This is a genomic window from Pseudomonas sp. R28(2017) (assembly GCF_002112505.1).
Classification (GTDB): domain Bacteria; phylum Pseudomonadota; class Gammaproteobacteria; order Pseudomonadales; family Pseudomonadaceae; genus Aquipseudomonas.
The window spans coordinates 339708-359819 of sequence record NZ_NEHW01000001.1 but is presented as its reverse complement, the minus strand read 5'-3'; the positions used below and the strand labels follow the sequence as shown (position 1 = coordinate 359819).

At 63.7% G+C, this 20112-nt stretch carries 19 protein-coding genes; 10 read left to right on the top strand and 9 right to left on the bottom strand.

The features are described 5' to 3' along the window. Window positions 1–30: 30 nt before the first annotated feature. On the bottom strand, window positions 31–303 hold the full coding sequence (locus tag CAF78_RS01595) for a hypothetical protein (protein ID WP_054885677.1): 273 nt from the start codon (window positions 301–303) through the stop codon (window positions 31–33). Between the two features lie 156 nt (window positions 304–459). On the opposite strand from CAF78_RS01595, the gene CAF78_RS01590 reads away from it, so the two are divergent. From CAF78_RS01590 to CAF78_RS01580, 3 genes are all read left to right on the top strand, one after another. Beyond that, on the top strand, window positions 460–1224 hold the full coding sequence (locus CAF78_RS01590) for an SDR family NAD(P)-dependent oxidoreductase (RefSeq protein ID WP_085675804.1): 765 nt from the start codon (window positions 460–462) through the stop codon (window positions 1222–1224). A 98-nt stretch (window positions 1225–1322) separates the two neighbouring features. Continuing rightward, window positions 1323–2555, top strand: coding sequence for an ethanolamine utilization protein EutH (gene eutH / locus CAF78_RS01585; RefSeq protein WP_085675805.1), 1233 nt, complete (start codon window positions 1323–1325; stop codon window positions 2553–2555). A gap of 86 nt (window positions 2556–2641) precedes the next feature. Then, complete coding sequence (locus CAF78_RS01580; protein ID WP_085675806.1) at window positions 2642–3445, top strand: LuxR C-terminal-related transcriptional regulator; 804 nt, start codon at window positions 2642–2644, stop codon at window positions 3443–3445. Window positions 3446–3448: 3 nt separating this feature from the next. Here the strand turns inward: CAF78_RS01580 and CAF78_RS01575 are convergent, their stop codons facing one another. Both CAF78_RS01575 and CAF78_RS01570 read right to left on the bottom strand, forming a co-directional pair. Continuing rightward, the gene (locus tag CAF78_RS01575; protein WP_085675807.1) at window positions 3449–3742 is read right to left on the bottom strand and encodes an addiction module antidote protein; all 294 of its coding nucleotides are present in this window, start codon (window positions 3740–3742) and stop codon (window positions 3449–3451) included. Next, window positions 3735–4037, bottom strand: coding sequence for a type II toxin-antitoxin system RelE/ParE family toxin (locus tag CAF78_RS01570; protein ID WP_085675919.1), 303 nt, complete (start codon window positions 4035–4037; stop codon window positions 3735–3737). Before CAF78_RS01570 ends, CAF78_RS01575 begins: the two co-directional genes overlap by 8 nt. Window positions 4038–4264: 227 nt before the next feature. Here CAF78_RS01570 and CAF78_RS01565 point away from each other — a divergent pair, with 227 nt between their 5' ends. Further along, window positions 4265–4660, top strand: coding sequence for a transcriptional regulator (locus CAF78_RS01565; RefSeq protein WP_085675808.1), 396 nt, complete (start codon window positions 4265–4267; stop codon window positions 4658–4660). Window positions 4661–4766: 106 nt separating this feature from the next. Beyond that, window positions 4767–5693, top strand: coding sequence for a DMT family transporter (locus tag CAF78_RS01560; RefSeq protein WP_085675809.1), 927 nt, complete (start codon window positions 4767–4769; stop codon window positions 5691–5693). A 128-nt stretch (window positions 5694–5821) separates the two neighbouring features. Here CAF78_RS01560 and CAF78_RS01555 read toward each other — a convergent pair whose 3' ends face one another. Beyond that, complete coding sequence (locus CAF78_RS01555) at window positions 5822–6991, bottom strand: MFS transporter (protein ID WP_085675810.1); 1170 nt, start codon at window positions 6989–6991, stop codon at window positions 5822–5824. Window positions 6992–7097: 106 nt separating this feature from the next. Here CAF78_RS01555 and CAF78_RS01550 point away from each other — a divergent pair, with 106 nt between their 5' ends. Then, entirely contained in the window at window positions 7098–7991 is an 894-nt protein-coding gene (locus CAF78_RS01550) for a LysR family transcriptional regulator (RefSeq protein ID WP_085675811.1), read from the top strand. Window positions 7992–8115: 124 nt separating this feature from the next. Then, window positions 8116–8244, top strand: a complete 129-nt coding sequence (locus tag CAF78_RS28890) for a PA1414 family protein (protein WP_256215799.1) — start codon at window positions 8116–8118, stop codon at window positions 8242–8244. Window positions 8245–8421: 177 nt separating this feature from the next. On the opposite strand, the gene CAF78_RS01545 is transcribed toward CAF78_RS28890, so the two are convergent. Both CAF78_RS01545 and speB read right to left on the bottom strand, forming a co-directional pair. After that, entirely contained in the window at window positions 8422–9801 is a 1380-nt protein-coding gene (locus CAF78_RS01545; protein WP_085675812.1) for a sodium:solute symporter, read from the bottom strand. A 131-nt stretch (window positions 9802–9932) separates the two neighbouring features. Then, window positions 9933–10883: an agmatinase gene (gene speB / locus CAF78_RS01540; RefSeq protein ID WP_085675813.1), complete on the bottom strand. Its 951-nt coding sequence runs from the start codon at window positions 10881–10883 to the stop codon at window positions 9933–9935. A 225-nt stretch (window positions 10884–11108) separates the two neighbouring features. Here speB and CAF78_RS01535 point away from each other — a divergent pair, with 225 nt between their 5' ends. From CAF78_RS01535 to CAF78_RS01525, 3 genes are all read left to right on the top strand, one after another. Continuing rightward, window positions 11109–12002, top strand: coding sequence for a LysR family transcriptional regulator (locus CAF78_RS01535; protein WP_027918723.1), 894 nt, complete (start codon window positions 11109–11111; stop codon window positions 12000–12002). Between the two features lie 124 nt (window positions 12003–12126). Beyond that, complete coding sequence (locus CAF78_RS01530; protein ID WP_085675814.1) at window positions 12127–13692, top strand: PAS domain-containing methyl-accepting chemotaxis protein; 1566 nt, start codon at window positions 12127–12129, stop codon at window positions 13690–13692. Between the two features lie 139 nt (window positions 13693–13831). Beyond that, window positions 13832–14428 carry a tRNA-uridine aminocarboxypropyltransferase gene (locus tag CAF78_RS01525; protein ID WP_085675815.1) on the top strand — a complete coding sequence of 199 codons (597 nt, stop codon included), beginning with the start codon at window positions 13832–13834 and terminating at the stop codon, window positions 14426–14428. A gap of 211 nt (window positions 14429–14639) precedes the next feature. Here the strand turns inward: CAF78_RS01525 and CAF78_RS01520 are convergent, their stop codons facing one another. The 3 genes from CAF78_RS01520 to CAF78_RS01510 all read right to left on the bottom strand — a co-directional run bounded on the left by CAF78_RS01520 (window position 14640) and on the right by CAF78_RS01510 (window position 19716). Next, window positions 14640–15992: an HlyD family type I secretion periplasmic adaptor subunit gene (locus CAF78_RS01520; RefSeq protein ID WP_085675816.1), complete on the bottom strand. Its 1353-nt coding sequence runs from the start codon at window positions 15990–15992 to the stop codon at window positions 14640–14642. Window positions 15993–16131: 139 nt separating this feature from the next. Next, the gene (locus CAF78_RS01515) at window positions 16132–18267 is read right to left on the bottom strand and encodes a type I secretion system permease/ATPase (protein ID WP_143515002.1); all 2136 of its coding nucleotides are present in this window, start codon (window positions 18265–18267) and stop codon (window positions 16132–16134) included. A gap of 75 nt (window positions 18268–18342) precedes the next feature. Beyond that, the gene (locus tag CAF78_RS01510; protein ID WP_085675818.1) at window positions 18343–19716 is read right to left on the bottom strand and encodes a TolC family outer membrane protein; all 1374 of its coding nucleotides are present in this window, start codon (window positions 19714–19716) and stop codon (window positions 18343–18345) included. Window positions 19717–20112: the final 396 nt, after the last annotated feature.

The following is a 20112-nucleotide window of genomic DNA, read 5'->3' as shown; positions in this document are numbered from 1 at the left end:
GAGCGGGCTTGCCCGCGAAGAAGCCAACACCTATTCAGCTTTTTTCTCCGCTTGTTTCAATTCCTTGATCCGCTTGTCGATCAACTGACACTTGTCGGGCAAGTCCTTGCTCGCCGTCCCCAGCTCCATCCCCTGGAGCTCATCATTGATCTCCTTGGCCTTCTGCGGGTTCTGCTCGGTCAGCTGACTGACCAGCCCGGCCAGCTCCTCACGTTTCTGTGTCGCTTCTTCCGGCGTGCAGGCCCAGGCGGGCAGGGCGCAGCACAGGGCGGTGGCACAGGCGATGCGCAGCAGCGGTTTCATCCTTTCTACCTCCGGCGGTGGTGATGCCCGGTGGAGGCGCCTGGCAAGCGGTAAGTTCAGCGGCAACGACCGGTGGCTATACCCCTGGGTATATTTACCGCGATCCCCCTCGGCTCTAGTTTGAACCCACAAACACGACAACCGAGGAACACACCCATGGATCGATTGAAGGGCAAGGTGGCACTGATTACCGGCGGCGCGGGCGGTTGTGGCCTGGCGGCATCGGAGCTGTTCGCCGCCGAGGGCGCCAAGGTGGTGATCCTCGACTTGCCGACCAGCCAGGGCGAGGCCGTGGCTGCGCGCATCAATGAGGGTGGCGGCCAGGCGCTGTTCGTCGCCGCCGATGTGTCCCAGGCCGATCAGGTGCACCGTGCCGTGGCCCAGGGCCAGGCGCATTTCGGGCCGATCACCGTGCTGATGAACCACGCCGGCATCATCGCCGCCGGCCCGTTCCTGGAAACCAGCGAAGCCGACTGGGACCGGCTGATGAACGTCAACGTCAAGAGCATGTTCCTGGTCACCAAGGCGGTACTGCCGGGCATGCTCGCCGCAGGCGGTGGCAGTGTGATCTGCACGTCGTCGATTTCCGCCGTGGTCGGCACGCCGATGGAGGTGCTGTATTGCACCACCAAGGGCGCCTGCCACATGTTCGCCCGCGCCCTGGCCGTGGAATACCGCGACCAGAACATCCGCAGCAACGCCATTTGCCCAGGCTTCATCGGCACCGCCCATGGGCGTCGCGAGCTCGACCTGCTGCGCGGTTATGGCGTGGATGCTTCCGACGAGGCGATCAAGACCATGCAGGGGCGCCTGTGCGACCCGGCCGAGGTGGCCAATGCCGCGCTGTTCCTGGCCAGCGACGAGTCGAGCTTCGTCAGTGGCTCGCACCTGTTCGTCGATAACGCCTACACCGCCATGTGATACCTGGCCGGCAGCCCGCTGTCGGCCCTCAACAACAACGATAAGCAGCACCCTTCAATTCTGCCCCCAAGCCAATTCCAACAAGACAGAGGCAGCAGATGGAAAACATAGGCACTTACGTCATCTACGTGATCATGGTGTGCGCCGTGATCGGCGCAATCGCATCGATCGTCAATGCAGAATCCGAGCTGGCCAAAGAATTCACCGCCGGCTTGCACAGCATCGGTCCGATCTTCATCCCAGTGGCAGGGATCATGGCCGCTATCCCATTCATCTCCAGCTTCATCAGCCAGGTCATCGGCCCGCTGTTCCTAGCCATGGGTGCCGATGCGGGTATCGCCGGGCCGATCTTCATCGCTTCGGACCTGGGTGGCTACCAACTGGCCCAGGCGCTGTCGAACAGCCCGGAAGGCTGGATCCTTGGCCTGATCACCGGGTTCCAGTGCGGTTCGACGGTGATCTTCGTCATCCCGGTGGGCCTGGCCATGCTCAACAAGGCCGACCACAAGTACATGGCCTTAGGGATCATGGCCGGGCTGCTGAGCATCCCGATCAGCATCGTGTTCATCGCCATGGGCATGCAGGCCATGGGCCTGGGTGTGCGCCCGGACATCGCCACGGCAGGCGCCGCGACCCAGGCGCTGCACTTCACCTTGCCGACCCTGCTGCGCAACCTGTCGCCGCTGATCCTGTTCTGCGTGGCGCTGGCGGCGGCACTGCGCTACTTCCCCAACCTGATGGTCAGCCTGTTCCTCAAGCTGGGGCAGTTGATGTACGCAGCCGTGACCCTGGTGCTGGTGGCCTCGATCGTCGAGTACTTCACCGGTGCGTTCACTTCGCTGTTCGGCGGTTGGGGCTTTGCGCCGATCATCGCCGACAAGGCCGACCAGTTCCGTGCCCTGGAGATTGCCGGTTATGTGGGCATCATGCTCTGCGGTGCATTCCCGATGGTCTACCTGATCAAGCGTTTCCTGTCGCGGCCGATCGAGAAGGTGGCCTCGAAGCTGGGCCTGTCGCCGGTGGGCGCCGCCGGCATCCTCGCCGCTTCGGCCAATATCCTGGCGATGTTTCGCCTGGTGGCCGACATGCCGCCGAAGGACAAGGTGCTGGTGATCGCCTTCGCCGTGTGCGCGGCCTTTACCTTCGGTGACCATCTGGCCTACTCGGCCAACTTCCAGCCGACGCTGATCGGGCCGCTGATCGTCGGCAAGCTCGCCGGTGGCCTGTTGGGCATGGCGCTGGCCTACTGGCTGGCGGTGCCCAAGGCGCTGGAGCTGGGCCGCCAGGAAGAGGAGCGCGAACTGCTGCCTGCCAGCGCAGCGTTGCACTGACAGGGCCCGTCATCGTTCAATGCCGCTCGGGCTTTTACAGCCGGGCGGCATTCGCGTTTTCTTTCCACACCGCACAGGCCATCGCCATGAACAGCGACAACGCCGACCGCCTGGGCGCGGTCATCCGCAGCATCGGCAGCGACACCCTGGGCCCGGCCCTCGACGCCGCGCTCAAGGGCGTGGTCGATTTCGACATGAGCTGCGCCTACCTGTTTCGTTTCAACCAGCCAGCGCTGCTGGTTCATGACGGCTACAACCAGCGCGTGGCCGAGCGTACGCTCAAGGCCTACCTGCGCGGTGGTTACCTGCTTGACCCGTTCTATGTCGCCTGCACCAACCACCACCCATCCGGCCTGTGGCGCATGAGCGAACTGGCCCCGGACAGTTTTTTCGCTTCGGGCTTTTCCATCTCCCACGACATCCACCCCTGCGTGTCTTCGCACCACGGCAGCCTGATCGAGGAAATCGGCTTTATCGTCCCGGTGCGGCAACGTACTGCGCTGGTTTATTCGCTGATGCGCGGCCTGGACAAAGGCGCGTTCGAGGTTGAAGAAGCACAGCGGCTGGCGGCACTGACGCCGGTGATCGATGCCATTTTCAGCCAGCACCTGCGCCTGGCCCATGCCGACGACCTGGCCGACCCGCAGGAATCGGACAGCCAGCTGGAAGATGCCTTCGTTGACATCCTCCAGGGCCAGCTGACCGAAACCCAGCGGCATGTGGCCAAGCTGATCCTGCAGGGGCACAGCAGCCAGTCGATCTCCCGCGAACTGGGGATCTCGGAGGGGACGGTGAAGGTGCACAGGCACAATATCTGGCAGCGGTTGGGGATTGCCGGGAATGCGGAGTTGTTTCGGTTGTTTATCAATTACCTGGTGAAAAATAGCTGATGCTCAATGGGCAAGGTGAGGTTTGGCCGCCATATCTATGCCCAGTGCCTTCATTACTGCCAGAAAGGATTTGAGAGTTGGGTTGCCATGCTCGCTGAACGAGCGATAAAGCTGTTCACGTGAAAGGCCAGTCTCTTTTGCCAACTCACTCATTCCCTTGGCCCGTGCCACGACGCCGACGGCTTTCGCAACGTAGCCAGCATCGCCCGTCTCCAGCGCATCTGTCATGAAATGCGCTATTGCCTCAGGTGTGGTGAGGTAATCCGCTGGATCGAACTCGAAGAATTTCTCAGTCATTTTGCATCCTCCACGAACGCAGAATCTGGTGGGCAGCCCTGATGTCTCTTGGTTGGCTACTCTTGTCACCACCACAAAGCAGAATCACCCACGTATCGCCCGATTGGTGAAAGTACACCCGGTAACCCGGACCATAGTGAATCCTCAGTTCACTGATACCTTGGCCAACGGGTGAGACGTCGCCTGGCATGCCTTCCACAAGCCGGTTGATGCGAGAGATGATCCTGACCCTCGCATTGGCATCTCGAAGCCCGACCACCCATTTTCTGAAACTGCTGGATTCGAATTTTTTCATCGGGCGAATGTAGTTTATAAAATACATTCGTGGGATACAGCAAATAGTTTCTACCTTTTGCCTCCTGTTACCTGATGTGAGCGACCTTGCGTCATGCCTTTCCAGTTCCGGATTCTGTCGCAGCCCAAATCGGCAAGGTTCGTGACTAGATAACTTTTGGAACACTCCTGCCTGCCGATAGGTCCCAACTTGTGTACCCCCTTCGTCCACAGCAGGAGGCCATCTCCATGAGCAGCACCTACGACTGGGACCTGATCGAGCGTTTGCTGCACGAAGTGCAGAACGGCGCCGGTCACAGCTTCACGCCACGCCCCTATGCCGAGCAGCATGCTGCGGCACTGGCTGCCAAAGGCCAGCAAGTGGGTGACCTGGACCACCTCAAGACCCGTGCCTGTGAATATGAAAAGCTGCTGTTCGAGCGCGGTTTCATCGAGAGCCGGCCGCAGGAAGATGGCGGTAATGGCGAGAATTTCGTGCTCACCGAGCGCGGCTCGCGCTTGCTTAGCCTGATAGACAGCAGCATTCCGGGCTTCGAGCACCCGCGCCAGGTGCTGGATGAACAGGAGGACGGGCTGGACGAGACCACCTTCGAACAGGTCTCGGCCAAGGCACAGATCGCTTGAGGTCGTTTTGAGGCTGGCAAGGGCAGGCCGGGAGACCCGATAATCGGTACTCCTTGAATACTGCCGAGCCGTTGCCGATGCCCTCGATCACCCAAAAGGCCCGCCCATGAGCGCGGCCCGCAAGAACCCCGATGCCTTTGCCTTCCAGGTGATGCTGGGCCTGTGCCTGATCTGGGGCTGCCAGCAGGTGCTGATCAAGACGGCGGCAGTGGATATCGCGCCGGTGATGCAGGCAGCCTTGCGTAACTGCGTTGCCGCGCTGCTGGTAGGGTTGATGATCTGCTGGCGCGGTGGCTGGGAGCAGGTGGGCAACACCTGGCGAGCTGGGCTCGTGGCCGGTGGCCTGTTCGGGCTGGAGTTTCTGTTCATCGCCGAGGGGTTGAAGCTGACCTCGGCGGCGCACATGTCGGTGTTCCTCTATACCGCGCCAGTGTTCACGGCGCTGGGGCTGCACTTCATGTTGCCCAGCGAGCGGCTGCGCTTGTTGCAGTGGCTGGGTATCTTGCTGGCCTTTGCCGGGATTGCGATGGCATTTGCGGGGGGGCTGTCGTTCGCCGAGCTGGATGGGCGCATGCTGCTGGGCGATGCCTTTGGCGTGCTTGCCGGGCTGGCCTGGGGTGCGACCACGGTGGTGGTACGTGGCTCGCGCCTTTCGGAGGCACCGGCGACCCTGACCTTGTTCTATCAGTTGGCGGTAGGTTTTGCCGGTTTGCTGCTGATCGCTCTGGTCAGCGGGCAGATTGGCGATGTGACATTGACGCCGCTGGCGGTGAGCAGCGTACTGTTCCAGGGGATCGTGGTGTCGTTCATCAGCTACCTGACCTGGTTCTGGCTGCTGCGCAAGTACCTGGCTTCCAACCTGGCGGTGTTTTCGTTCATCACGCCATTGTTCGGGGTGACCTTTGGCGTTGTGCTGTTGGGTGAGCCGTTGAGCCTGAATTTCGTGGTTGGGGCGGTGATGGTGCTGCTGGGCGTGATCCTGGTGAGTGCCGAGCCATGGGTGAAGCAGCAATTGCGCAAGTTTGTCGGTTGAAGTTTGCCAGTACCGGCCCTTTCGCGGGCAAGCCCGTTCCCACAGGATCAGCACAGACCTTGGAACTGTGGTGACCCTGTGGGAGCGGGCTTGCCCGCGAAAGGGCCGGTACTGAAAACCTCTAAATTTCAGGCTGTTCGGGTTGCCGCCTGGCAACCCTGACGGCTTCGTACGCTGGTCAGAATCAGCACGCCTGCCACTCCAAATCCCGCCGCAGCCAGCACCAGCGCCGGCTGCAGGCTCCCGCTGTAATGGTTGCTCAGCGCCGCCAGCAGCGGCCCGCTCAACTGCCCGAGGGCAAAGCACGCGGTCAGCAGCCCGGCATTGCGCTGCGTGGCATGCGGTGCCAGTTCCCGCGAGCGCTGCATCACCAGTTGCATGCACGCCAGGAAGGGCCCGCCGCACAGCACCACGCCCAGCGCCAGGCCAACGCCACCGCCCATCAGGCAGGCCAGTACCCCTAACCCTTGCAACCACAGGGTGACCGTCAGCCAGGCCGAAGTGCGGCCGGCCCGGCGCAGGCTCACCAGCACCACACCCAGCGCTGCCGCCAGGCCAAACGCTGGCCAGAACAGGTCGGCCATCCAGTTGCCGCCAAACTGTTGGTTGGCCATCTGCGACAGGAAGGTCGCCGGCAGGATGTAACCCACGCCGTACAAGGCGTAGACCAGGCCCAGGCGGCCGATGCCGACGCTGCGGGTCGGGCCAGGCTGCGAGGTGGCGGGCAGCACGGCAGGTTGCAGGGCGCGAGGCAGCCAGGGGCTTACGGCCAGCAGCATGACCAGCGCCGCAACGGCATAGACCAGCCACAATGCCGCCGAACCCAGCCCCAGCAGGTGTGCAACCAATGCCAGCAACCCGGTCAGCGCAATGCCCAATCCAGGCCCGGCGAACACCAGTGCCCCGAGGCGCTGACGGCTATGGGCATTGGCCACCTGCTGGCTGAGGCTGGTGATCATCACCAGCACCCAGGCACTGGCCACGCCGGTACCGAAGCGCAGCAGCAGGTGGCTCCAGAAGCCGTCCGCAGCCCAGGAGGCCAGCGTCAGCAGCACGCACAGCCACAGGCCACCGTGCAGGCGCAGTTTTACCTGGTTAGGCCGGCGGGCGTACATGGCGTCCACGGCACCGAGGAAGTAACCCAGGTAGTTGGCGGCCGCGACCAGCCCGGCGGCAGTCAGGTCGAACTGGCCTTCGGCGATCAGTTGCGGCAGTTGCGGGGTGAGGGCGAAGCGGCCGATGCCCATGGCCATCATCAGCGCCACGGCGCTGGCCAGCAGTTGTACGAACGGCGACATGAGGACTCTCCTGCGCGAATCAATGCGATGGATGGCAGGTTAGGGCGGATTGACTTTCATTAAAATTGAATAATGATGATCAAGTTGTTCTGTTTTGGAGAATGTCATGGAGTTCAGCCAAATGCGCATCTTCCAGGCCGTGGCCGAGGAAGGTTCAGTCACCCGCGCCGCCGAGCGCCTGCATCGGGTGCCGTCGAACCTGTCGACGCGCCTGCGCCAGCTCGAGGAGCAGCTGGGGGTGGAGCTGTTCCTGCGTGAACGCCAGCGCCTGCAGCTGTCGCCCGCCGGCAAGGTACTGCTGGACTACGCCAACCGCCTGTCGGCGCTACGCGACGAAGCCGTGGCGGCGGTGCAGGGCGGTCAGCCGGCCGGTGATTTCGTGCTCGGTACCATGTACAGCACCGCCGCCATCCACTTGCCAGCGCTGTTGGCGCGCTACCACCAGCAATACCCGGCGGTGAACCTGCAGGTGCAGGCGGCGCCCAGCGGCGATCTGCTTGAAGGCCTGCTCAGCCATCGCCTGGATGCGGCGCTGGTGGACGGCCCGCCGAGCCTGGCCGGGCTGGATGGTGTGCCGCTGTGCGATGAAGTGCTGGTGCTGATCACCAGCCCCGAGCACCCGGCGGTGCGCAGTGCCAGGGACGTGGCGGGCAAGGCGGTGTTCACCTTCCGCCAGGGCTGCTCCTACCGGATGCGCCTGGAGGCCTGGTATGCCCATGACCACACGCCGATGGGGCGCGTGATGGAGATCGAGTCGTACCAGAGCATGCTGGCCTGCGTGATCGCCGGTGCGGGGGTGGCCTTGATGGCGCAATCCATGCTCGACAGCCTGCCCGGGCGCGACCGGGTACGCGCCCATCGCCTGCAGCCGCCATTCGACCACGCGGAAACCTGGCTGATGTGGCGCCAGGGAATGCGCGGGGCAAATTTGCAGGCCTGGATCGATTTGCAACAAAGCGAAACGATTAACCAGTCGTCGGAATGCGCCGTTTCCGCTTGATCCGCGTCAAACTAGCCCATATCTGTAGGAACAAGAGCATGCGTAGTGCAGGACATCGGACTATGATCTGTATGAAACATCGCAGGATTGAATTGCCGTGAGGCTGACCCGTCAAGGGGGCATTATGAAAAACCAAATGTTCAACTGGCTCCACGACCTGGCCGTCGCTTTGGGGCTGATTCCACCACCCTTGCAGCCGGTGCCGATCCCGACTGATGAAGAGCAGCGCAAGCGCCAGCCGCGTCGTCGCTGAAATGCAAAAGGCCGCAGCATCTGCATAGATGCTGCGGCCTTTTTGTTTCTGCAAGATTTGCCTCGCCTGTGCGGGCCTCTTCGCGGGCAAGCCCGCTCCCACAGGGACCGCATGGCTTCAAGGCCCGTTGCGATCCTGTGGGAGCGGGCTTGCCCGCGAAGAACCTGATGCGATCGATCAGGCCAGCTTCACTTCACCCACCGGCTTTCGCGACAGCACGCTCACCAGCACGAAGCTCACCAGGCCAACCGCCAGGCTGTAGTAGATCGGCGTGTTGGCATCCAGCCCGTCCTTGAACATGAAGAACAGTGCGGTGGCAAAGCCCAGCGACATGCTGGCGATGGCGCCGGCAGTGGTCGCACGCTTCCAGAAGATCGCACCGATCAGCGGGATCAGCATGCCGCCGACCAGCAGGTTGTAGGCCAGGGTCAGGGCGCTGATCACATCGTTCACTGCCAGGGCGATGGCCAACACCACCAGGCCGGTGATCAGGGTGAACAGGCGGCTGACGCCCAGGCTCGACTGCTTGCCGCCACGCAGCTTGGGCAGCAGGTCTTCGGTCAGGGTGGTCGAGGCTGCCAGCAGGCCGGCACTGGCGGTGGACATCATGGCGGCCAGGGCCGCGGCCATCAGCAGGCCGCGAATGCCATCGGGCAACTGGCCTTTGATCATCTCGGCAAACGCATTGTTCGGGTTGGCCAGGTCGGGCATCAGCACATGGGCGGACATGCCGATCAGGGCGCACGCCAAGCCGTACAGCACGCAGTACACACCTGCGGTGGTGCCGGCGCGTTGGCAGACCTTCTCGTCACGGGCAGTGAAGACCCGCTGCCAGATGTCCTGGCCGATCAGGATGCCGAAGAAGTAGATCAGGAAGTAGGTGATGATGGTGTCCCAGCCGATGGTGGTCCAGCTGAAGCTGGCCGCCGGCAGTTTGGCCACCAGGCTATCCCAGCCACCGGCCTTGTACAGGCAGATCGGCAGCAGGATGAACATCAGGCCAACGGTCTTGATCACGAACTGGACGATGTCGGTGAGGGTCAGCGACCACATGCCACCGATGGTCGAATAGACCACCACCACGCCGCCGCCGAGCAGCAGCGACGCCCAGAAGGGCAGGTCGAGCAGTACTTGCAGCACGGTTGCCATGGCCAGGGTCGAGGTCACGCCGATCATCAGCGCATAGGCCAGCATGATCGCCGCACTGGCCTGGCGGGCCATCGGGTTGTAACGGCGCTCCAGCACCTGGGTGACGGTGAAGATCTTCAGGCGCAGCAACGGTTTGGCGAGGAACAGGTTGAGGGCGATGATGCCCAGGCCCAGGGCGGCACACAGCCAGAAGCCGGAAATGCCATGGACGTAGCCCAGGCGCACGGTGCCAACGGTGGATGCGCCGCCGAGCACGGTGGTGGCCATGGTGCCCATGTACAGGGTCGGGCCGAGGTTGCGCCCGGCCACGAGGTAGTCTTCGTGGGTTTTTGCGCGCCGCATGCCATACCAGCCCAGCCCGAGCATGCCGGCGGTATAGATCATTACAACAATGATGTCCAAGGCCATTGGGGGTCTCCCGATTATCTTTATTATGGCGAGATCGACCGCAAGGCGTGTTCACGGCGCCCGGCGGTCTTGTCTTGTGTTGGCGGGCCTCTATGGCCCTCCCTCATGGCTCCTGCCGGGGTGCAGCGGTATCAGCGACGCACGACGCCCGGCAGCACGCAGAGCATCTCGAACAGCAGGTTGGCGCCAAGCAGCGAGGTGTTGCCGGTGGTGTCGTAAGGCGGGGAGACTTCGACCAGGTCACAGCCGATCAGGTCCAGGCCGTGGCAGCCGCGAATGATCTCCATCGCCTGGATGGTGGTCAAGCCGCCGATTTCCGGGGTGCCGGTGCCTGGCGCCCAGGCCGGGTCGATGCCGTCGATGTCGAACGACAGGTATACCGGGCCACCGCCGACCTTTTCGCGCACTTCGGCCATCAACGGTTCCAGCGACTTGTGCCAGCATTCTTCGGCCTGCACCACACGAAAGCCCTGGCGGCGGCTCCAGTTGAAGTCGTCGGCGGTATAGCCCTGGGCGCGCAGGCCGATCTGCACCACGCGGTCGCAATCGAGCAGGCCCTCTTCCACGGCGCGGCGGAAGGTGGTGCCGTGGGCGATCTTCTCGCCGAACATGTGGTCGTTGACGTCGGCGTGGGCGTCGATGTGCACCAGGCCGATCTTGCCGTGCTTCTTGTGCAGGGCGCGCAGGATCGGCAGGGTGATGGTGTGGTCGCCACCGAGGGTCAGCGGGATGACATTGTGCTCGACGATCTCGTCGTAGGCTTCTTCGATGATGCGCACGGCATCGAGCAGGTTGAAGGTGTTGATGGCCACGTCACCGATGTCTGCAACCGACAGCGAGTCGAACGGGGCGGCACCGGTGGCCATGTTGTACGGGCGGATCATCACCGATTCGGCGCGGATCTGGCGCGGGCCGAAACGGGTGCCGGAGCGCAGCGAGGTGCCGATGTCCAGGGGCACGCCAATGAACGCGGCGTCCAGGCCTTCGGCGGTTTGCAGGTGGGGGAGACGGAGCATGGTGGCGATGCCGCCGAAACGCGGCATTTCGTTGCCGCCCAGTGGTTGGTGGAGAATCTTGTCCACGGTGGGCCTCATCAGTCGGTCGATTGTTCTGGTTGTTCGAACCTGTGCCGCCGCGCGCCTTTCAACTGTGGTCATGCCGGCGGGCAGGGACATTTCGGCCAAGTCTGCTGAAGGTAGTGCGTGGGAAAAATCGCTACCGGCAAATACTTACTTCAGGATTTTCTGAACTAAAGGCCGCCGAAGCGGGTAGACTGCGCGGAAAATACCCTGCGGAACCGTTGCACCATGGCCTCGACCTTGCCCGATCTGAAACTGCTGCGCATCTTCGTCAGCGTGGTGCGCCACCAGGGGTTCGCCAATGCCCAGCGCGAGCTCAACCTGTCGACCTCGGCCATCAGTACCTACATGAGCCAGCTCGAAGGCGCCTTGGGTATCGTCTTGTGCCACCGGGGCCGTGGCGGTTTCAGCCTGACCAGCAAGGGTGAACTGTTCCACCAGGAGACGCTGCGCCTGCTGGCCGAGCTGGATGGTTTCGAGCAATACGCCGCAGCGCTCAAGGGCGAGCTGCGCGGCACGCTCAACCTCGGCGTGATCGACTCCACCGTGGGCGACCGCGCGCTGCCACTGGCCGAGGTGATCGGCGCCTACAGCCAGGAGCACCCCGCCGTGCACCTGCACCTGTCGGTATCCAGCCCGTACGAACTGCAGCTGGGGGTGCAGGACAATCGCCTGGACCTGGCCATTGGCGCGTTCTCCTCGCGCATGAGCGGCCTGCTTTATCAACCGCTGTACCGCGAGCAGCACTGGCTGTATTGCAGCAGCCGCCATCCGCTGTTTGCCGAAAGGCGCATCCCGGAGCAGGTGGTGACCCAGCAGCGTATGGTCGGGCGCGGCTACTGGAGCCAGGCCGAGCTTGCCCGGCATGGCTTCAAGCACAGCGCGGCGACGGTCGAGAGCATGGAGGCGCAGCTGATCCTGATCCTCTCCGGCGCCTACATTGGCTACCTGCCTGAGCACTATGCCCAGGCGTGGGCCGACAAAGGCGACCTGCGTGTGCTATCGCCGGCCACTTTCGGCTATCAGGCGCCATTTTCACTGATCATTCGCCGTGGCCGCAGCCGTGAGCCGCTGATTCAGACCTTCCGCGACCTGCTCAAGAGCCAGCTTTACGTGGGGTGATGCATGCAGCCCGTCGGAAAGTAGTCCGTTTCCTGCATAACCCTGACCGCTCGGGTGATGGCGTTCTGCTAAACCTCTAATTGCTTCGATGCCCTTCATCTATACGAGCAGGGACCGCCCCAAGATGCGCATGAATTTGCCCGTCACTGAGCACGAAAGAACCTTTTCCGGCGATCAGCGCCTGATTTCCACCACGGACCTCAACAGCCGCATCACCTACTGCAACGATGCCTTCGTGGCGATCAGCGGCTTCACCTACGACGAGCTGGTCGGCCAGCCGCACAACCTGGTGCGCCACCCTGACATGCCGCCGGCGGTATTCGGGCACATGTGGGAGACCCTCAAGCAAGGCAAACCCTGGATGGGCGTGGTCAAGAACCGCGCCAAGAATGGCGACTATTACTGGGTCAGCGCCTACGTCACGGCAATCTACGAAAACGGCCGCATCAGTGGCTACGAGTCGGTGCGTTCGGTGCCGACCCGCGAGCAGATACGCCGTGCCGAAGCGCTTTACGCACGGCTGCGGGCGGGCAAGGCCCCGGTGCCCTGGGCCGCCCGCGTCGGCCGCGCGCTGGGCCACGGCTGGCCCCTGATTGGCGCGGGGCTGCTGGCGGCTGCCAGCTACTTCTGGCTGCCACCTTACCTGGCGCTGGGTGTATTGACGGGCAGCTTGCTGGTGGCCTGGTACCTGATCGCACAGCAACAGAACCAGGCGATCCGCCGCACGCTTGCGGAGCACCCCAAGGCGTTCACCAGTCCGTTGGTGGCCCTGACCTACAGTGACAACCCCGGCCTGCAGGGCCAGCTCGACCTGGCGATCATCAGCGAAGAGGCGCGCCTGCAAACCGCGCTGACCCGCCTGGTGGATGCCGGCGTCGGCGTGAAGTCACGCGCTGCGCAGTCGGCCGACCTGTCCGATGCCCAGGCGCAGATGCTCGACCGCCAGCGCAGCGAGACCGACCAGTCGGCCACGGCCATCGCACAGATGGCGGCGACCATCCAGGAGGTCACCCACAATGTGCAGAGTACCGCCCATGCAGCGGGCGATGCCGACCAACTGGCCCAGCACGGCAGCGAGCTGGCGCAGCAAAGCCTGAAGGCCATGGGCAGCATGAGCGAGGCGGTCAGCGACATCGGCCAGGCGGTCAATGCGCTGGCCGAGCAGACCCAGTCGATCGGCAGCGTGGTCGACACGATCACCTCGATTGCCGAGCAGACCAACCTGCTGGCGCTCAATGCCGCGATCGAGGCGGCCCGGGCGGGTGAGCAGGGCAGGGGCTTTGCCGTAGTCGCCGACGAGGTACGGTCGCTGGCCCGGCGCACGCGTGCTTCCACTGACGAGATCCACCAGATCATCGCCTCGCTGCGTGCCGGGGCCGAGCGGGCGGTGAGCACTGCCAGCCGCGGCGAGCAGATCTCGCGAGACAGCGTGCACAGCGTCGAGGCGGTGCAGACGGCGCTGGCCGGGATCGCTCAGGCGGTCAGCCGTATCACCGGCATGAGCCAGCAGATGGCCACGGCGTCGGAGCAGCAGAGCCATGTGGCCGAGGACATCAACCAGCAGATCGTGCGCATTGCCCAGCTGTGCGACCAGTCGGCGGGGCAGGCCAAGCAGGGGGCCGAGATCAGCCAGGACCTGGAACGCATGGCCGAGTACCTGCATAGCCTGGCGGAGCGGTTTAACCGCTGAGGCCCTTGGGGCTGCTTTGCAGCCCATCGCCGGCAAGCGCGGCTCCCACACTGTAGGAGCCGCGCTTGCCGGCGATGGCCCGCAAAGCGGGCCCAATTTTCCAGCCTGTGGCAAAATCCCTCCGCCAACGGAGACCCCCATGCCCAGACCCCGCTGCGAACGCTGCCAGCGCCCGCTCGACCATTGCCTTTGCCCACTGATCCCCAGCCTCGACAGCCGCACCCGCGTGGTCCTGCTGCAGCACCCCAGTGAAACCGCCCACGCGCTGAACACCGCCCGCCTGGCCGCCTTGGGCCTGGTCAATGCAGAGCTGCGGGTTGGGGAAGTGTTCGCTGACCTTGCCGAGCTGTTGGCCACCCCGGGCTATCGGCCCGTGCTGTTGTTCCCGGGCGAGCAGGCCCAGGCGCTGTCAGCCTACGGCGAAACGGACGACAGGCCATACATGTTGATCGTCCCTGACGGGACCTGGCGCAAGGCACGCAAGCTGCTGTACATGAACCCGCTGCTCGACGCGCTGCCCAGGGTCACCCTGGCGCAGGTGACGCCGTCTCGCTACCGCGTGCGCAAGGCACCGGAGCCGGGGGCGGTGTCGACCATCGAGGCGGTGGTGCAGGCGTTGAATGTGTTGGAACAGCCAGCAGGTTTCGATCAACTGCTGCGGCCCTTCGAAGCGTTGATCGAGGGGCAGATCAAGGCGATGGGTGTTGATGTATTCAAGCGAAATCACGGTTGCTGAAGCTCCACGCCGCCCCGGTCAGTTAAGCAAGTTGGGGCCGCTTTGCGGCCCTTCGCGGGCTTGCCCGCTCCCACATGTACGGCGTTGAACTCAGAAAATACGCGGTTCCTGTGGGAGCGGGTGATACCGCGAAGGGCTGCAAAGCAGCCCCAATCAAACCGCTATGTTCAACGACGGCATGCACCTGCCCGCCCTCACCAATCCAAACCAGTCACCGCTCGCGCAGCGCCTCGGTCCGAGCCTTGAGCACCGGCTTGAGCAGATAGTCCAGCACGCTCTTCTGCCCAGTGATGATATCCACCGTGGCAACCATCCCGGGGATGATCAACAATGGCTTGTTGTCCCCACCCAGATGGTTCTTCTCGGTCCGTACCTGGATCAGGTAGAACGCATTGCCCTTGTCATCGGTCACGGTGTCGGCGCTGATCAGCTCCAGCTTGGCCTTGAGCCCGCCGTAGATGGTGTAGTCATAGGCACTGAACTTGACCATCGCCGGTTGCCCCGGGTGCAGGAAGGCAACGTCCTGCGGGCGCACCTTGGCCTCGATCAGGAGGTTGTCCTCGATCGGCACGATCTCCACGAGGTCGCTGCCCGGCTGCACCACGCCGCCGATGGTGTTGACCTTCAGCAGCTTGACGATGCCGCGCACGGGCGACACTACCGTGGTGCGGTTGACCCGGTCGTCGATGGCGATGCTGGTGGCGGTGATCTTGGACAGCTCGGTGCGCTTGTCATTGAGCTCCTTGGCCGCGTCCGAGCGGAAGCCTGCATCAGACTCTTCGATCTTGCTCTTGATCTCGGCAATCGCCGCCTCGGCGCGGGGGATGGCCAGGCTGGTGGCATTGAGCTGGCCGCGGGCTTCCACGGTGCGTTGCTTGAGGCGCAGGATCTCCACCGGGGAAATGGCGCCTTTGCTCACCAGCGGCGCCGACATGTCCGTCTCCTGCTGCAGCAGTGCCACGGCCGAGCGGTACTGATCGACCTTGGAGCGGAACTCGGCCAGTTCCTGGTTCTTCTGCCGCAGCTGTTCGTTGAGGGTCTGCTTTTCGCTGGCCAGGCGCCGTTGGCGCGAGCCGTACAGGGCGATCTCGTCTTCGGCGACCTGGGGCGCCTTGGCGCGCACTTCGTCCGAGAGCACGAACGGGCGCCCTTCGGCTTCCGCCGACAGGCGCTCGACCTGGGCGGTCAGGGCATAACGGTCAGCCTCGCTTTCACCCTTGTTGGACTTGAACCGGGTGTCGTCCAGGCGCAGCAGGGTGGCGCCTTTGTCGACCATCTGGCCTTCGCGCACGAAGATCTCGGTGACGATACCGCCTTCGAGGTTCTGCACCACCTGCACCTTGCTCGAGGGGATCGCCTTGCCTTCGCCGACCGTCACTTCGTCGAGCACCGCCAGGCTGGCCCACACCAGTGCCACCAGCAGCAGCGCGGCGGCCAGCCATACGGTCAGGCGCGACAGACGGGGCGAGTCCTGCAGGGTGGCGCCGGCCAGTTCCGGCATGTAATCGCGTTCGGCCCGTTTGTCGGTGCCCTGGCTGCTGCGGATGTTGTGGCTCAAGGACATGCCTACCTCACTTGTCTCAGTGGCAAGGCGCGGTCCCTGTGGGAGCGGGCTTGCCCGCGAACACCGGCAAAGCCGGTGCCACACACCGCGGTGTCTGCTTCGCGGGCACGCCCGCTCCCACAGGGTTGAGTATGTCGGGTCAAAGGGCCGAGCCGATACGGCCCTTGCGCAGGGCGTCGACCACCGCATCCTTCGGCCCGTCGGCGACGATCTTGCCGTTGTCCAGCACCACCAGCCGGTCCACCAGGCTGAGCATCGAGGTGCGGTGGGTGACCAGCAGCACGGTCTTGCCCGGCACCCAGCCCAGCAGGCGCTGGCGCAGTTGTTCTTCGCTGCTGTTGTCCATGTGGCTGGTGGGTTCGTCGAGGATCAGGATCGGTGGCTCCAGCAGCAGGGCACGGGCCAGCAGCACGGCCTGGCGCTGGCCACCGGAGAGCAACTGGCCACGCTCGCCCACCGGGCGGTCGAAACCGTTCGGGTGCTGCCGGGCCAGTTCGCTGACGCCGGTCAGCTCGGCCACTTCGAGCATGCGCGCATCGCTGATGTGGCGTGCGCCCAGGGTCAGGTTGTCGCGCAGGCTGCCGGCCAGCAGTGGCAGGTCGTGGGCGACGTAGCCGACCTGGCCGCGCAGGTCGGCGATGTCCAGCTGGCGCAGGTCGAGGTTGTCCAGCAGGACCTGGCCTTCGTCGGGGTGATGAAAGCCCATCAACAGGCGCCCCAACGTGCTCTTGCCAGAGCCGCTGCGGCCGATGATGCCGATGCGCTCGCCGGGGGTGACGGCCAGTTGCACATCATGCAGTGCCGGGCTGACTTGCCCAGGGTAACGGAAGGTCACATGGCTCAGCGCCAGGGCCCCCTTGAGCGTGGTGTGCTCCAGTGCCTGCTGGTCGGGCTGGCGCTCCTGGGGCAGGGCCATCAGGGCGTCGGTACTGCGCATGGTCAGCTGCGCCTGCTGGTAGCGGGTGATCAACCCGGCGATCTGGCCGAGCGGGGCCAGCACCCGGCTGCCGAGCATGTAGCTGGCGACCAGGGCGCCGACGCTGAGGTTGCCGGCGATGATGCTGTACACCCCGGCAACGATGGTGGCCATGCCGCAGAACTGCTGGATGAACAGCGTGCCGTTACTGGCCAGCGACGACAGGTTGCGGGCGTGGGCGTCGAGGCGGGCGATGGCGGCGTTGGTGTGCTCCCACTGGTACTGGCGTTCGCTTTCGGCGCCGCAGGCCTTGAGGGTTTCCAGGCCGCCCAGGGTTTCGATCAGCAGGGCCTGGCGCACGGCACCGAGGCTCAGGCTTTTCTGCACGGTGTCGCGCAGGCGGGCCTGGATGATCAGGGCAAAGCCCACCGCCAGCGGGAAGGCGATCAGCGGGATCAGCACCAGCCAGCCACCGAGCAGGCCGATCACCAGCAGCATCAGGGCCACGAAGGGCAGGTCGATGATGCTGGTCAGGGTGACTGCAGTGAGGAACTCACGCAGCCCCTGAAAGTCATGGATGCTCTGGGCGAAACCACCGATGGTGGCGGGCTTGGCCTTCATGGCCATGCCGGTGATGCGTTCGAACAGGGTGGCGGAGAGGATCAGGTCGGTCTTCTTGCCGGCCTGGTCCAGCAGATGGGCGCGGACCATGCGCAGCACCAGCTCGAAGGCGGTGCCGATGAACAGGCCGGCGACCAGTACCCACAAGGTCGACAGCGCCTGGTTGGGCACCACGCGGTCGTAGGTCTGCATGACGAACAGCGGCACCATCAGGCCAAGCAGGTTGATCAGCAGGCTGGCCAGCAGGGCGTCGCCATACAGCCAGCGGGAATGGCGCAGGGTGTCGCGGAACCAGGCATTGACCCGCGGCAGCAGCGGTGAGCGCACGTCTTCCAGGGTATGCCGCGGGCGGGCGAACAGGGCCTGGCCGCTGTAGGCCTGCTGCAGCGCTTCACGCTCGACCCATTGCTCGCCGCCTTCGGCTTCGCAGGGCAGGATCAGCGCACGGCCGTCATCGCCCCAGCGTTGCAACACCGCACTGCGGCCATTGCCGAACAGCAGCAGCACGGGCAGGTTGAGCGCCGAGATGTCATCCAGCGCCCGCTCCAGCACCCGTCCTTGCAGGCCGGCCCGCGCTGCGGCCCGCGGCAGCAGATCGGCGCCCAGACGTTGCTGGGCCAACGGCAAGCCGCTGCACAGGCTGGCGCGGCTGGCCGGGCGGCCGTGCAGCCGGCACAGGATCAGCAGGCCATCGAGCAGTGGGTCATCCACATCCGGGCGCGGTTGCGCGCTTTGCATACTGGTCACGATGGCCTACTCCCGCCAGGGTGGATGGGTTGCTGTGCAGGCGATCCGTGCCAGTGCGCGCGGCGCTCAGCGCATGTCGGGCAATCTGGCCTCGGTCCTGACCTCGTTGTTGGCGATGGCCTCCGGGGGTAGCGAAATGCGTTGCTTGCTCAGCAGCTCGCCCATGGTTGCCAGCACCCGGTACATCGAAAACTCTTCGGTGTAACGCACTTCGGTGTAGCGGCGGTTGGCGTTGTACAGCTCGTTTTCGCTGTCGAGCACGTCGAGCAGGGTACGCTGGCCGAGGCCGAACTGGTCCTGGTAGGCGGCCCGTACGCGCTGGGTGGTTTCGGCGTACTCACGCGCGGTCGGGGTCTGCTTGCGGGCGTTGTTCATGGCATTCCAGGACAGGCTGAGGTTCTCGGTCAGCTCGCGCAGCGCATTGTTGCGGATGTCCAGGGCCTGGTTGATCTTGTGCGCGTCGGACTGCAGGCGGGCCTTGTCGCTGCCGCCGCGGAACAGGTTGTAATTGAGTTCGACGCCGGCCTGCCAGTCGTTGTTGCTGTGGCCTTTCTCGCCGCCAATGTTGTTGTTGGCACCAGTCGCCAGTACGGCATCCAGGCGCGGATAGAACGGCGACTTGGCCACCTCGTACTGCTGTTCGGCGGCGTTGACGTCGGCCTGGGCCGACTTCAGGTAGGGGTTGTTCTGGCGCATGCCTTCGCGCGCTTCATCGAGCGTGCCGGGTACTTCCACCTTGATCGACTGCGGCCCCTCCAGTTCGTCAGGCACGCGGCCCACCACACTGTAGAAATTGGCCTCGGCATCGGCCAGGTCGACTTCGGCGGTGTCCAGGTTGTTTTCCGCCAGGGCACGACGGGCGCGGGACTGGTCGAGGTCGGCAGTGCTGCCGACGCCGCGCTCGCTGCGCAGGCCGATCTGGTCATTGACGCGCAGGTGCGCCTGCAGGTTGTTCTTGGCCAGGGTCACCAGTTCACGGCGCTTGAGCACCTCCAGATACACCTCGACGGTACGCAGGGCCACGTCCTGGGCGATGGCCTGGGTGTAGTAGGCGCGGGAGGTTGCCACCGCTTCGGTGCGGCCGACTTCATTGGCGGTGTTGAAGCCGTCGAAGATCATCTGCCGCAGGCGCAGTTCGGACTGTGTGTAGTTGAGGGTTTCCTTTCGGTGGTCGCTCGTGCCGTCCGGGTTCAGGCCACGGGTGTTGAGGTTGTCCGAGCGCTGGCGCCCATAGCCGGCCACCAGATCCACGGTTGGATAGTAGCCACCCCGGGCGAATTTGACGTCCTCATCGGCCGAAAGCTTGCTGTTGCGGTTGGAGCTGATCTGCGGGTGGTAATCCACGGCACTCTGGATTGCTTCATTGAGGGACATCGCCTCGACGTTGGTGCATGCCATGGCCACCAGCATTGCACTGGCGAGGGGGGTTAAAACGCGCATGGGGTTACTTCTCCCTGGTCACAAAAAAATCCTGCTTTTCGCCAAAAAAATGACGAAATTTATAGTTCAAACCGTTTCATGTTTGTAACAACAGAGCTAAGAACATTTAACGCGCGAGCTAAGAATTTTTTTTCATAACACCTATGCGAAAAAAAACTTATGCGGTCTAACGAAAGCAAGACATTGTTTCATGCAAGTGAATTCGCGCGCCGTTGAAAGGCCCGGTGTACGAGCACTTCAGCAAGTTCCAGATTATTTTCAGCTAAGGACGCGAAACGGATGGGTGGATGTGGTATTTGGCGACAAAAAATTGGCATCAAGTGATGGCCAATTTACATTATTCCTATCGCCAAAGTAGTGCCTGAGAGAACGATTCTCACCGTTGAGATTTTTCGG

Coding starts and splice junctions, on each gene's coding strand:
- CAF78_RS01595 (WP_054885677.1), bottom strand. CDS start 303: ATGAAACCGCTGCTGCGCATCGCCTGTGCCACCGCCCTGTGCTGCGCC.
- CAF78_RS01590 (WP_085675804.1), top strand. CDS start 460: ATGGATCGATTGAAGGGCAAGGTGGCACTGATTACCGGCGGCGCGGGC.
- eutH (WP_085675805.1), top strand. CDS start 1,323: ATGGAAAACATAGGCACTTACGTCATCTACGTGATCATGGTGTGCGCC.
- CAF78_RS01580 (WP_085675806.1), top strand. CDS start 2,642: ATGAACAGCGACAACGCCGACCGCCTGGGCGCGGTCATCCGCAGCATC.
- CAF78_RS01575 (WP_085675807.1), bottom strand. CDS start 3,742: ATGACTGAGAAATTCTTCGAGTTCGATCCAGCGGATTACCTCACCACA.
- CAF78_RS01570 (WP_085675919.1), bottom strand. CDS start 4,037: ATGAAAAAATTCGAATCCAGCAGTTTCAGAAAATGGGTGGTCGGGCTT.
- CAF78_RS01565 (WP_085675808.1), top strand. CDS start 4,265: ATGAGCAGCACCTACGACTGGGACCTGATCGAGCGTTTGCTGCACGAA.
- CAF78_RS01560 (WP_085675809.1), top strand. CDS start 4,767: ATGAGCGCGGCCCGCAAGAACCCCGATGCCTTTGCCTTCCAGGTGATG.
- CAF78_RS01555 (WP_085675810.1), bottom strand. CDS start 6,991: ATGTCGCCGTTCGTACAACTGCTGGCCAGCGCCGTGGCGCTGATGATG.
- CAF78_RS01550 (WP_085675811.1), top strand. CDS start 7,098: ATGGAGTTCAGCCAAATGCGCATCTTCCAGGCCGTGGCCGAGGAAGGT.
- CAF78_RS28890 (WP_256215799.1), top strand. CDS start 8,116: ATGAAAAACCAAATGTTCAACTGGCTCCACGACCTGGCCGTCGCTTTG.
- CAF78_RS01545 (WP_085675812.1), bottom strand. CDS start 9,801: ATGGCCTTGGACATCATTGTTGTAATGATCTATACCGCCGGCATGCTC.
- CAF78_RS01535 (WP_027918723.1), top strand. CDS start 11,109: ATGGCCTCGACCTTGCCCGATCTGAAACTGCTGCGCATCTTCGTCAGC.
- CAF78_RS01530 (WP_085675814.1), top strand. CDS start 12,127: ATGCGCATGAATTTGCCCGTCACTGAGCACGAAAGAACCTTTTCCGGC.
- CAF78_RS01525 (WP_085675815.1), top strand. CDS start 13,832: ATGCCCAGACCCCGCTGCGAACGCTGCCAGCGCCCGCTCGACCATTGC.
- CAF78_RS01520 (WP_085675816.1), bottom strand. CDS start 15,992: ATGTCCTTGAGCCACAACATCCGCAGCAGCCAGGGCACCGACAAACGG.
- CAF78_RS01515 (WP_143515002.1), bottom strand. CDS start 18,267: ATGCAAAGCGCGCAACCGCGCCCGGATGTGGATGACCCACTGCTCGAT.
- CAF78_RS01510 (WP_085675818.1), bottom strand. CDS start 19,716: ATGCGCGTTTTAACCCCCCTCGCCAGTGCAATGCTGGTGGCCATGGCA.